We start from the raw sequence: 13,137 nt of genomic DNA, 5'->3' as shown, positions 1-13,137 counted from the left end.
GTTTTTTTCATTCATGTAATAAAGACCAAGGATACCTGGTGGAAGTCTGATACCTTCGTTTACAGACTAATTGGTGAAGTGGATGGTCCAAACAAAAAATAACCCACCCTGCATATATTCTTAGCGGAATCGTAGGGTGGGTTACTCGTCTTAACCGAGCCACTACATTCTGTGGTTGGATCAATAAGGTGATCGTGTTAGCGCACGGGCACCTCTTTTCTATATATTATAAGAGTTACGACTATGGTTTCAACTATTCTTGCTGAAATAAGAAAGTGGGAGATCAAGTCACAAGATAAGAGGTGTGGGGATGTGAGGAGACACTTTTACGTACGCAAAACATCTTGAAATTGAGATATGTACCTCGGTTCCTCCTTTTTTCGAAGAACCTTTATATTCGTAAAGCGTAATGTGTATAGGTGTTTATATATAATTATTCATTATGTAAAGAAGGAACAAAGAAACATGTACTCTGTGATCCTATCTGTGAAAGGGTTTTGGTGTTCCTTTTCTGTGATAAATGTATTCTTAAGAAGAAAAAGCAACACTTTGACCACCAATAGGAACATTATAAGGAACAAAAAAAGCGTCCCGATTAAGGAACGGCTTTGTCCTCTTGAAGATTTTTAAAGTATTTATTTAAAGACTTGGCATTACTTGGTTAACATTAATATTAATGTTAATTTTAATTTTAACACTGATGTTTATGTTGATGTGCTTGTTTATGCTATTGTTGTTATTTTCATTATGGTACTGTCGATATATTTGTTGATGTTTTTGAATATGTTTTAATTAATATTTTTCTTGTTAGCTATATTGGTATTAATATTAGGGTTATTGCTATTGTAAGGTCGCATGAACTTTTGACATCGTCTTTGTCTATTGTTAAAAGGAACAATTTGGTCCTGAAGCACGTACTACTTGCCCGTGTTCATTAGTAAATGCCCAATACGATCCATATCAACAACGACGTGATGGGATGGTTGGAGAGTAAGCCTATAGATATAGATTAAAGGTAATGGGTTATGTGCTTGGTTTAGTAACTTTTGTGCTTTTTTACCCACGGTCTTAAAAATTGATTGGAATAAATCATTTTTTAAATATATAACGCAACTCCCCAATAATTATAATTTAATTGAGGAGTTTAAACAGGCATTAGGTATATAAGTTAGAGTACTAGCGGTAAATTGATGGGCATTATAAAAAGCTATTATTAGACAAAGAGCACGTAATTTCAGACAATATCCCAGCCTTCTTTAACAGCCTTCTGATATAAATAATAAAGTACTTTTGATTGTTTTTCAGTTGGAATAGAAAGTACACCTTCCGAATATTTTCTTAGGATATCTCTTTGTGTCATAGATAGAGATTTAATGTTACTTTTACTCATATAGTAATCATGTAACTGAATCCAATGCTCAATATTAGTTTGGACTACAAAAGCCTGTATTTCTATCCCATTATCTAATTCTTTTTGTTGCTTTTCTTCTTTTCTTTCATATTTCACTTCTTCTTTATTTTTTAAAAAACTTTTAATTGGTCTTATATCTATATCTACTTTACGAACTTTTTGCCAACACTCTTCTTTTTTACACCATTGGCCTATATTTGCAACACCTGCTGGTGGATTTGTTATCTTATCATGAACCTTCTTTGTAATAACCTCCAATAAGTTAACTAAATCCATTGGCAATTCTTGCTCTCCCCAAATACTGTTAAAATCTAAAAAGACATTTTTTTCGTGTATAGCATGTGATAGTAAGGCTATTGAATAAGTGACAATTTGTGCTCTGTAAGCATTCTCATACCATGAGGCATTAGATACTATTTTTTCAGTTTTACGAAATAAAATAACTCGTGAAACAGCATTCCTGAAATAACTTTCAGTAACGGCCAACTTATTTTTTTCTAAAGTTTCTGATATTGTGTTTGCAAATTCTTGAAAACTATACTGTGCCCCTTTAGAGACAATATGAGGTTTTCTGTCCCATGAATTTTCACATTTTGCTAAGAAAGTCTTTTCAATCAACTGATTCTTAGGGTTTTCAATCTGGAACTGCTTTTTCTTAGCTGGTGTAAGATAAGCCTGTTCATTTAAGTACTCTCCTCTTACCCTTTCATAGAACCAATGTGTTCGGCTTTGAGAACCTCCTCGACTAGACACCCAAATACGTTTAGAATAATCTTTCATTTCCTTATGAAATGGGCTATTCGAAAAGAAGTCAGATTTATTTACTTTATTTTGGGTATTAGCATACTGTGATACGCTTGATACAAATTCCCCTTTCTTATCAAGATTTTTAACAACTGATAATTTCATTTGTACAGCTATATTTGAAATATCAAGCTTATTATTTTTCTTAGCAGCATAAATTGCAGAAGTCGTTTGACCACCATTCACTATTTGGAAATCTTTCACTTTGGTAATATATCCATTTTTTGTTTCTACCTGCGTCGCAGTTGCAGTAATACCATTATTGTAAGCAAAAAACATATCAGGTTTGTATTGGATTGTGTTTTTTATCCCCTTATTAACTGCACCTCTAAATTGTAGAAAAGTGCGAACATTTTGTTCTAGGAGTTTTTGTCCGTATTCCTCATATATCTTATATAATTGATTACCATCAATAATCCCTAGGTAGGATTGATATTCATTTGAATTGCTTCCAGCTTCTAAATATGGAATATTTAATTCAATATCGTATGAACCTGACCCATTATAAGACAAGAAAATAGTATATATATACTCTATATCTATAATCTGGTGTTCAATGTTGATCCCTGAAATTTTATCATTAGGGATATCTATAATATTTCTCGTCACTTTACCATCAGTTAATATAAATAAGCGGAATTTGTCTATTGATCTATTATTTACATAACGGTATATGTTATATGCGAGTGAAAAAGCGTCAGATGTCTCTTCTAAATCATTATATAAACCAGCGATACTTAATTCTGCGAACTTTTTTAAGCGTTTGAACTTTGTATTTACTTGTTGCTTTGTTAATGTTTCAATTGTTTCATCCTGGAAAAATTGAAAATTAATTAAGGTGAAGATTTTTCGCTCATCATCATAGTCATAGCCATAAACTTCACAGCCAGTTTTTATATATTCAGCCATTGTATAATTGTTTGTGAGGTCCCCCACATTCATGAGGTCTTCACATACCAATTCAAAAAATGATTGAGCTTTTATTAAACCCCTACTTTCCGAATCAGAAAGAATAGATTGTAGGAAATCTTCATGAAATTCTTCTAAAGTTATCATTTAGTACAACTCCATATATTAAAAGATATCGTTCGTTTCCATTTTAAAATTTGAACACCCTGATAAATCTAAACTGTACTTTAAGTTATTGATAACAGGTGATACATGACTTAATGATATCTTAGGGAATTTATCATTTACTTCATAGCTATTTACTTGCTCCACATTAAACCTAGTCAAAGAGTCATTATGAATTTCTGCAATGTAACCATATTGCTCCACTTTTTCTAAAAACTCATCACGAATAGATTCTGTGTCAACTTTACTAGCAATAGATTTAACCAGAGTATCAACAGTTTCACCTGTGCTTATTTCACTCAAAGCACAGGCGAGTAAATATAATGGCTTTTTTTCAGAATTCAGTTGTTCTTTAGAAGAGATCCAAACTGTATTACCTGAGGTAACCCTATGAGATTTTACTTCAATGGCTAAGTTTTCCAAGAGGAAGTCTTGTTTATCTCCTAATCCACCGACCCAGCTGAAAACACCATTTGCATAACCATAATTAGGAATGATGTAGTTTTGAAGTACTTTTAATTCGCTAAACAACCCCATCTGCTCTTCTTTTGACATAGATCTATTTGTTGTTTTTTGAAGAAGCTTTTGCCATCTTTCCAACCGTTTCATTACACTGGAAACAATATCATCCTCGTGCTCCTTCATTACATCAATTAAATCATTGCAAAGAATTAGGAAAATCTCCCAATCTTTCATTTCTTTCAATATTAGAATCAGTTTATTAGGGGTTGATGAATTATCAAGTTGAACCTGAATACCATTAAGTTTAATTTCACGCTTAGGTATGAAGTTTTTATCGAATTGAACCATTAAACCATATTGGTTTAATACATCCACAATCCAAAATACATTGTACTTCAATGTACCCTTCACTCTTATCCTGCTTAACCTATCTAGATTTAACCATGGGTTACTCATCGTGGTAATCATCATCACCCACTTCTCTAAGAGCTTCTTCAAGTTGTTTTCGATATACTTTGTTAATACGGACCTTCACAGTATTAGTTTCTGAACCTTCTTTAAGAGGAAAGCTGACGCTAAAACCCACAGCATTAAATTTATTTTTGTTTTCATCCTCAAGTTCTAAAGCATGCACCATTAATAGTGGCTTATCCATTCTTTGTCGTATTTCACGAGAGTTAAGTTTATTTAATTCTTCAGGCATTATAATTCTTTCTGGTGTACCTCTAGAAAGTTGTCTATTTGTAACTTCCCAGTAACCTTGCTTTTGTTTAACAGAACGTAATTGGCGAGTTACCTTTATAGAATCACTTTGAAACTCACCTTCACCTTTACCATTAAACAAAACTACATCCCAATCTAAAAGACTATTATTTATATACTCTTTGATAAATACTATAGGCATTCTGGAGTTAATACCTAATGGATCATTGTTGTATAAATTAAAATTATTAATAAATTTTTGAATGATTGCTTTATTTACATTCCTCCATACATGACTTTTATTTTTTTCTGAATGTTCATGGTTTGCAATTTGGAGATCATTAATTATTTCTTTTAAAAGACCTTCATTTTTATGTTGATCTTCCATTAAATCACTAATCCATCGAGTTTCTTTAAATTGGCCATCTAAGTTCATTTGTAAAAACATATCTTCCGTGTTCTTTGATTTATTGCGTGCTGTGACTTGCAATAGACTATCCGGATGTAACTTTACAGCTAAACCAAAATCCTCTGGGGTCAAGTTCTCTTCACGCATTTCATTTAATCGACTAATTAAATCTTTGGTAGCGTCTATTATAAAACTGAATTTCCTGTTCATATCATCAGTCATATATACTCTACATAAATCTTCATATCCTATACGATACCCAAACCAACGCCCCATTTGCATTAATGTATCATAATACACTGTAGTTCTTAGAAAATAACTTACGCTAAGACCTTCTAATGTAAAACCACGCGATAAACTTAAACCACCTATAACTATGGCATTAGTTTGAATATCGTCTCTATACTCTAAACTAATTTTTGCTTTTTGATGTACATCTCTTATTTGTATAGTTTCAACAATGGAGCATATTTTTTTTAATACAGTCTCATAACTAAACTCTATGTTATTGAGCACTGTATTAAATGTATGATGCATAGCTTCCATGTGATAAGAATATTGGTCAGGATTAGTTAATTTTCCATAAGCATTAATTTCTCTTTGGAGCTCCTCAAAATATTCCTCAACAATTTTTCTTACCTTAATATGAACATCGGTAAATCTAGAAATATGGATTAACATACTATTATGTTTATTTTGATTACGCAAACTACGTATAGCTATGTTAATAACAAACAAACGTACTGCTTCAAATAAGCTTTCTGGCAACTGTTCTAACTCATCGGCGTATTCTTTTTTATGCTTAATTTGATAAGGCAACCCTCCCGATGAATGAGTTTCATCATCTAACTCATAAACCACTTCTCCATTTGGAATTTCAACTATGTACTTTTCGTTATCACGGTTAAAGATTTTATCTGCACCAAAATAGTTAGAAGGAGCGTCCAGAGCATAAATAAAATCACTTGGAAACAAGTCTCTGCCCACATTACTATTACTTGCCTCATGATCAATGAAAATATTTGCAAAAGGTGTTGCAGTATAGGCAACATATGCTTTCTTTTTAAATTTATTTAGTAGTAATCTAATCTTCTCATTAATAACTGTGGGGTTCTCTTCTTCTTTAGTGTTAATGGAAGCATAATCAGATTCATCATCGATGACTAACATTGGTTTGTCAACTTGATTTTTATAATGCTTGTCTAACCATTCTAATAGATTAGATAGTGGCTTAGTATGTTTTTTTATAACTACCAAAATTGGTAGTTGCATATTTTCGAAGTTGGTTGTTTCCCTAGCCTTAGCAGTTTCAATTTTAAAATCATTGTTGGCATTAGTTAGGCTATCGGGCATTTTTTCTCTCTTAAAACCTGCTAATTTACCTACTCCTTGATAATTAGCTCCAATAAATACTTCATCTAATCTTTTCTGCGTTTGATCTCTTAGATTATTTTGTCCTCCTGCTATTACTACTATAAAGCGGTAACCCGCGTCTGCAGCCTTGCATATTAAAGAGGCATAATTAGAAGTTTTTCCTGATTGTACGTGCCCTACAACCATTCCATATCTTGAAAACGCTTTTAAATCAGGGTTAGCTAAATTATTCATAATAACATCAGTATCCTCGTTAATAGTATCAAGTACACCTGGAGGCAGTTCACTTTTCATATATCTCATATAGTTAGTTAGATAATAGTTATCAGATTCAAGTTGTTTTTTACTCGTCCACCACGTTAAATCCCTCTTTCGATGTTCTTCCCCTGTTACAAGTGTTCCTGTTGTGATACGGACTACAAAAGACTGTTCCAAGTCTTTTTGCAAATAATTCCAATCTTCTTCTTTTAACTGTTTTATATCATTAACATCATTCAATCCTAGAATGACCTTTAATGATTCAGGAGGTGTAATCTTTATTATCCTTTTCCAATCATCTACTGTTTTTTTTATAGTATCTTCTTCCAAGTTATTTTCCTTTTCAAGGCTAACAGCAATTTTCTCTCTAACAAGATCATACATTTCGCTTTTACTCTCTTGTGTTCTCTGCATAATCAAAAAAAGCCTCCTTATTTTTGTACACTTCTGTTTTCAGTAAATCTTTAATAAACTCTTCGCTTACACCAGCTGAACGCCATTGTTCTAGAAGCATTTTTATATCTTCTTCATTAATTGATGTCTCCTGATTTACTTTTAGGGGGTTTGAATTTAGTTGTGCAATAATTGCATCCAGAGGTAGATAACTTTCTATACCCATCAATATTACGTGTAATAAATTATTTTGTTCCTCATTAAGTTTACTTTCTAGATCTTTAACCATAGGGTGATTTTTATTAATTGAGAATTTAATGTTATTATTATCACTAATTAATTCCCAGAAACGAATGGTAGTTTTATCCTCAATTTTTTTTCCTCTACCTGTATATGGCCTAGATCCTTTTACAGTAACCTGACTAATAATGCGTCTTAGATTATTCCTAATCTCCATTATTGGACTAGCTTTCGATTTTTTAATATCTATTCCCCAAGCAGAGTCTTGGTTATTAGGTATATCTATTTTAACCCTTACAAGTTTATGAGCATCGTTAATTCTATGCATTCCCCACCAGGTACCATAAATCAACAATCGATGAGCTCTATATAAATAAAAGCCTTGGGATTTGGTATATCCATTTCTTGTGGAGTACTTTTCATATTCTTGTTGAGACATCTTTGAATGATGAGGAAGAATAAATGGTTGCACTTTTATTTCAGAATCTAAGTATTTAATTTTTTCTGTCATTAATTCCTGTGTTGCAGGGTGTTTAGGATTGAATGGATTAAATGGTTCAAGCTGCTGACCATTTATAAATATATTAAAAGACTTTCTCCCCGGAACAGAACCTTCTAAAAAACAATGGAATACTAGGGAAAGATGTTCTCTTAAATTTTCAAGCTTATTGGGTATATCCATTTCAGAGAAAGAATCTATTTTCCCCCAAACTACCAACGTACCACTCTCTTGTTTAATAAACTCATCATATAATGGTAGGTTTTGATAGCTTTCTAATTCAGGCGTAATTAATAACCATTCATTTTTCTTAGATATAAACTGGAGATCCCATTGTTTTATTGATATTCTTCCATCTTTTTTGGAAATTACAGTTAAATCCATAGCTTGTGAAAAGGAAGCTGTTTTTAACCCTAATCCAAATTTACCCAAGTCAGTACTTTCTCTAGGATCTTCTGGATCCTTGGTTGCTAAACGCATAGCATTAATAAGTTCTATATTGGACATTCCTATACCATCATCTAATAAAGTAAATGTTGTATCCGGTCTAGGTACACAAGCAATTCTCACATTTTGCGCTTGTGCTGTAATACTATTATCAAGTACATCTGCCACAGCTACTTCGAAGGAATATCCAATATCCCTCAAAGATTTAATGAAATTTGATATTATTGGCTGTACGACATCTGTTTTCAATTTTTCACCAACTTTAAAAGAGGCTTTTTATTATGAATCATTCGTAAAACCCCTGACATGATTAAATAGACTAAAGTTATAGTGTAGAAGATACTATACCCTTAATCTTACTTACATTTTACTATAAAAAAACACCATTTTGAATATTTTCCAATTCTTACTATTAATTTTCAAGAAAGAGTAGCCCACCTTAAATAGTAATCCGTCATTATTATCCCACTATTCTGTGAACTACTATTTTAGTTGCCTTCTTGGAACTTTTACGCTACGCTGCTAATAAAGATAAAATGATTTTATATACAAAAGGGATATAAAATAAAAGAGGATAAGTATAATGTAGTTGATTTATTTGATGGAGCAGGAGGACTATGTAATGGCTTCGAGCAAACAAATAGATTTAATGTAGTGGCTGCGGTGGAAATAGATAAAGGCTTCACAGTCTACTTATATCCTAAACCATTCTAATGAGCAGATAATAATACTAACTGATAAAAAGAGTGGTGAGAGCGATATAACAAAGATAGATTTTCACTGAGGTTCCTGAACCTATTGTTAACACGTTGAAGATGCTATAAAAGATTTAGAAAATATCGAACCTCAACAAGAAATAAATAGTTATAAAGCACATATACTCCAATAATTATCAAAATTACAAGTATTCTTCTTTATTAAATTACTAACACATTTTAATTAGAAAGCGTTTAAAAAACCATTTATTATATACATTTTAAAAAATCAGAGAAAAAAAAACCCTTTAATATAAAGGGTTTGATTATAATTAAGAGGTTTGGATAAAGTTATATTTTACTAGAAGAAGCACATAAAATTAATACTGGTCTCTACTTTTAATAGTTCTCAATTACGGAAATGTTATTATTTTCATATCATTTGAATTTAGATAAATGTAGAACGTTAAAAAATAATTTAATATTTATTTTCTATCGGAACATGATAACCAATTAAAAAATTCTTTTTTTAAAGTTCTTTTTGATCGCCCTATCTCCAATAAAGGAAACCCTTTCATTTTCATTATTTTGTAGGCAGTAGGCTTAGAAATACTAAGTATTTCACCAACTTCCTTTGCAGTCAGAACAGTTGGTAAATCATTGTAATCTATACTTTCTTTTTGCAAATACTTATTGTCATTTAACAAACTCACTTCTGCTTCGTTTAATTCATTAAGCCACTGGTTTAGCACTTTTTTTGCTGCCTCTCGGTTTATGTTTTTATGTGGATTACTTACCATAACAAACCCTCCTAATATTGTTTATTAAGAGGGTTTGTATATATCAATTATATTCTACTTAAAGTCCAAAAACGGACTAAAAGATTTTGTATCATCCCTTAACATATTTTTTTTAATAAAGAGATCTAAATCATGTGTTGAAGATTCAGTGTTTAAAGTACCAGTAAATATATATTTTTTATATTTCCTTAAGAAACAGTCGTTTACTAATACATTCACATTTCCTAATTTTAAATCCTTAATAATCTTGCGGATAGAATCTATTGCTAAGGAATCTTCATGCTTAACGTGAAATTCTACGTTGATAAAATTTCTGCGAATATCAACCCTAGTAAATACTACGTTACCTTCATTTTTAAACAAACCCGTATTGATAATTTTAGCACCAAAAATATATCTATTATTATTTTTTTCATTAAACACATTATTAATATATCTTTGTAAGCCAATTATGCTTGAAAACTCATTGGTGGGAGCAATGTAATATTCATCAAATGAAGAATCAGAATCATACTTTATTGAACTATTTGAATTTTTTGCCAGATATGAAAAAGGTAAATCCAATATAATAGATACTTTTGCTAAAAGATCATAACCACTCTTTCTTTTCTCTTCTTCCGGAACATATTCAAAGATTTTTGATATTAATGATTTCCCAACCTGGGCAATAAATTTCATTTCGTCTTGTGATAACTTTTGGATATTCTTCATAATTAGTGCACCAATAGGAGGTGGAAGCTCTTTTATAATTTCATTAAAGACTAGAGTTTTTTGTATAAGATAATTAAATTCATTACAATTATCATATCCATTAAAACCTCTTCTACTTAGGTATTCATTTAATCCTATTCTACCTACCATAAAATTATTTGCTAATTCAATATGAGATTTGTCTAATTCAGTTATAGTAGGCTTTTCCACGTGTTATCACCTCTTAAAAGATGATAATCCCTACTATAGTTGTTCGTGCTTTTAGTCCACAATCAGTCCAGATCATATCAATCATGGGTTGATATCCATAATTTTTATCATTATTAGACCGTTTATGGACTAAGGGAAATAAAAGGAAATGGATAGATGAAAATAAATTTTTAATAAACAAACGCTTTTAACACCCCTCAGGAGGTGGCGTGGTAAGCATATTCCACGCCACCATTTAATTTAAAATAGTACTAAAAGGTAATGAATAGGACATAAAAGACAAGGTTCATTTTTCATTCCTTTCCCTTCAATATTAATTTCATTTCATTTCTGAGTATCATCCGTTATTCTTTAGTTCGTCATTAGTAGCTGTTCTCAATTCACATTTTTCATTTCTATTTTTGACAAAAAACATAAAAAAGCCCATGAGATTTATGAGCACACCAAATTACACACTTTGGGTGTAGGAACTCACAACCTCATAGGCTGTATAAAAATTTCTAGTATCTACCGCTGATTCTTTTTAGAATCGCTTTACAAAATTCCAAATAATTTACTATGTATATAAGTTTAGTTCATTTTTCTGTAATTAGCAATTGTTTTAAAAAATAAAAGCTGAGCTATCAAAAAAGTACAATCCATCATTTTAAACAACTTTAATTTAAGAAGATCAAAAGTCTTATTTCAATCTTCTTCTTGCTTCAAGTATTTTGTAATGTTAATCGTATCCTCTAGATCAGCTAACCGACTATTCATGCCATTCTCTAAATCTTCTCCCCTTAACCCTGCTTCTTTTAAGTCCTTTTCGATTTCCTTTTGCGTTGCGCTTGGTAATCGTTTAATAAATGTAGTTTTCATTAGTCTATCTCCTTTCCATAATTGTTCTACAGCTTTTTGTTTAAACAAATACAAGAAAAATAAAATTCAGCAGAATTCTTATTTAGCCATTGAGTACGTTCTATATACTGAAAGACTTGGTTTCAAAATATCTTAGCGTAGATCTTATAACACAAGTAGATGTCGTTTGAATACCCAGTATCTTTGTACTGTCACTAATTAGATCTATAATTATTCAACATAAATATCAAAATACATATTTTTGATATTTATAAACTGTTCATCATTGTTCAATGTTTTAACGAAATCAATAAGATTTTCACCTTCTTGCCACCTGTTAAATTCTACAAATTCTTTTAAAAGGTTCGCAGATGATATTATTTCATTCGCTTTTTCTTTTGAAATCATTTCTTTAGGAGCCTTTTGTAACATTTTGATATTGATCAACATAGAAAGATGCGTATTTTAGATCATCAAGATTTTGAACCTTAGCTTTATTAATTATATCTTAAGGAGTAATCTTTACAAAAGAATGAATTATTTACATTCTATCTTCTATACTTAATGGACTCTTATACTCTTTTAATTTTTCTACAAACGAATATGCCAATTTAATTTTTGATTGGTGGCTTGTTTGCCTTCAGTTTAGTTTCTTCACATCTAGAGCTCGTATTTTAAACTTCATTATTGCTGAAGCCAACATAATACAACGCGCCTAGCTCTTCTATAGCAATATGAGCTAGTAAGTATGCTCTTGCGTTTCTATTATTATCTTGATTCTTCTAATAATTCACAAGCATTGTAAAAGGACTTGCTATATATTATCTGCATTTCCCTAAAGCTATTCAAGCCCAAAACATTCACCTACTGTTATTAATATACCATTAACTCTCTTTCGTTCTTGGTTTTGTAATCAACAAAATTAAAGCTTGTACTATATTTATTGTCTTTGCTATCAGTTACCTCCAAAATCCAGTTTTCTTTCGGAATATCTTCATATCCATCCGGGAATCTAAACCCCACAAATCTGTCTAGCAATGAAATTGAAATACTCTGACCCTCGTCTATAGGTAAATTAGAGAGCTTAAGATACTCATTGTTTGTATTTAACTCATTTAATTTAATTTCAAAATTATCCGGATCATTATATTTAGACAAGAAATTGTAATTCCAACAATCATATGACCTTCTAAATGTTTGATGTTTATAACCAGCACCCATTGCGCCAAATACAGCTTCTGTTCCAGAATGAATCATCTCAACACTTTTAATTGTATTTTTTCCAACTACTGCACGGATCGTAGCATTGATTTGAATGTCCACATTCCACTTCTTACCTTCTAAATCTCTGATAAGCGCTTCATCACATTTTACTTCTAAGGTAGGCTCTTTTTCCTTTTTAAAAAACTCTTTATACACTAAAATACTTGTATTAGTTAAGCCCAAAAGAAAACCAGCAATAGCAATACATATTGTAATATAATCTTTTGTAGTCCAGCCACTTATTGCAACTTTATTTTCGTTAACAACTTCTGCACTAACATCAGAAAGTGAAAATGGTAATGCTATAGCTAAAATTGGCACTACAATTAATAACATTTTTAGAACTTTCATATAAAACTCCCCCACTTTTTCATTTTAATACAATTATTTCAAATCTCTAATATTATGATAATATTATACTCCACAATCTGACCTAATGTTAAACACCAACCCGATATCTCTTCAAATTAGATTCTTTCATATACAAAGTTATTTGCTGCACAGTATGTGTCTACTAAACAGTAAGGAATAAAAAATCTAAATCAACA

10 protein-coding genes are annotated in these 13,137 nt (G+C 31.1%); 1 reads left to right on the top strand and 9 read right to left on the bottom strand.

Features of this window, described 5'->3' with window-relative positions:
• Positions 1-1,234 precede the first annotated feature (1,234 nt).
• From N782_RS05180 to N782_RS05165, 4 genes are read right to left on the bottom strand one after another with little or no spacing between them, the layout of a single operon-like run.
• Entirely contained in the window at positions 1,235-3,271 is a 2,037-nt protein-coding gene (locus N782_RS05180; RefSeq protein ID WP_036817003.1) for an AIPR family protein, read from the bottom strand.
• 18 nt (positions 3,272-3,289) lie between these two features.
• Positions 3,290-4,207, bottom strand: a complete 918-nt coding sequence (locus N782_RS05175; protein ID WP_237582569.1) for a PD-(D/E)XK motif protein — start codon at positions 4,205-4,207, stop codon at positions 3,290-3,292.
• A complete protein-coding gene (locus tag N782_RS05170) occupies positions 4,200-6,908 on the bottom strand; it encodes a Z1 domain-containing protein (protein ID WP_036817072.1) in 2,709 nt (902 codons plus the stop codon). The genes N782_RS05175 and N782_RS05170 overlap by 8 nt, the downstream gene beginning before the upstream one ends.
• A complete protein-coding gene (locus tag N782_RS05165; protein WP_272913640.1) occupies positions 6,886-8,274 on the bottom strand; it encodes an ATP-binding protein in 1,389 nt (462 codons plus the stop codon). Before N782_RS05165 ends, N782_RS05170 begins: the two co-directional genes overlap by 23 nt.
• 345 nt (positions 8,275-8,619) lie before the next feature.
• Here N782_RS05165 and N782_RS22175 point away from each other — a divergent pair, with 345 nt between their 5' ends.
• Complete coding sequence (locus N782_RS22175) at positions 8,620-8,787, top strand: DNA cytosine methyltransferase (RefSeq protein ID WP_152600715.1); 168 nt, start codon at positions 8,620-8,622, stop codon at positions 8,785-8,787.
• Positions 8,788-9,253: 466 nt separating this feature from the next.
• Here N782_RS22175 and N782_RS21245 read toward each other — a convergent pair whose 3' ends face one another.
• The 5 genes from N782_RS21245 to N782_RS05145 form a co-directional block, all read right to left on the bottom strand.
• On the bottom strand, positions 9,254-9,568 hold the full coding sequence (locus tag N782_RS21245; RefSeq protein WP_152600714.1) for a helix-turn-helix domain-containing protein: 315 nt from the start codon (positions 9,566-9,568) through the stop codon (positions 9,254-9,256).
• 54 nt (positions 9,569-9,622) lie between these two features.
• Positions 9,623-10,489: a hypothetical protein gene (locus tag N782_RS05155; protein ID WP_036816997.1), complete on the bottom strand. Its 867-nt coding sequence runs from the start codon at positions 10,487-10,489 to the stop codon at positions 9,623-9,625.
• A 684-nt stretch (positions 10,490-11,173) separates the two neighbouring features.
• Positions 11,174-11,347: a hypothetical protein gene (locus N782_RS21755; protein ID WP_202595668.1), complete on the bottom strand. Its 174-nt coding sequence runs from the start codon at positions 11,345-11,347 to the stop codon at positions 11,174-11,176.
• A 210-nt stretch (positions 11,348-11,557) separates the two neighbouring features.
• A complete protein-coding gene (locus N782_RS21450) occupies positions 11,558-11,776 on the bottom strand; it encodes a hypothetical protein (RefSeq protein ID WP_237582564.1) in 219 nt (72 codons plus the stop codon).
• Positions 11,777-12,199: 423 nt separating this feature from the next.
• A complete protein-coding gene (locus tag N782_RS05145; protein ID WP_036816992.1) occupies positions 12,200-12,940 on the bottom strand; it encodes a hypothetical protein in 741 nt (246 codons plus the stop codon).
• Positions 12,941-13,137 lie beyond the last annotated feature (197 nt).

Origin of the sequence: Pontibacillus yanchengensis Y32, from assembly GCF_000770635.1 — a bacterium.
Taxonomy (GTDB): domain Bacteria; phylum Bacillota; class Bacilli; order Bacillales; family BH030062; genus Pontibacillus; species Pontibacillus yanchengensis.
This window is presented reverse-complemented; position numbering and strand designations above follow the sequence as displayed.

Coding starts and splice junctions, on each gene's coding strand:
- N782_RS05180 (WP_036817003.1), bottom strand. CDS start 3,271: ATGATAACTTTAGAAGAATTTCATGAAGATTTCCTACAATCTATTCTT.
- N782_RS05175 (WP_237582569.1), bottom strand. CDS start 4,207: ATGAGTAACCCATGGTTAAATCTAGATAGGTTAAGCAGGATAAGAGTG.
- N782_RS05170 (WP_036817072.1), bottom strand. CDS start 6,908: ATGCAGAGAACACAAGAGAGTAAAAGCGAAATGTATGATCTTGTTAGA.
- N782_RS21245 (WP_152600714.1), bottom strand. CDS start 9,568: ATGGTAAGTAATCCACATAAAAACATAAACCGAGAGGCAGCAAAAAAA.
- N782_RS21755 (WP_202595668.1), bottom strand. CDS start 11,347: ATGAAAACTACATTTATTAAACGATTACCAAGCGCAACGCAAAAGGAA.
- N782_RS21450 (WP_237582564.1), bottom strand. CDS start 11,776: ATGTTGATCAATATCAAAATGTTACAAAAGGCTCCTAAAGAAATGATT.
- N782_RS05145 (WP_036816992.1), bottom strand. CDS start 12,940: ATGAAAGTTCTAAAAATGTTATTAATTGTAGTGCCAATTTTAGCTATA.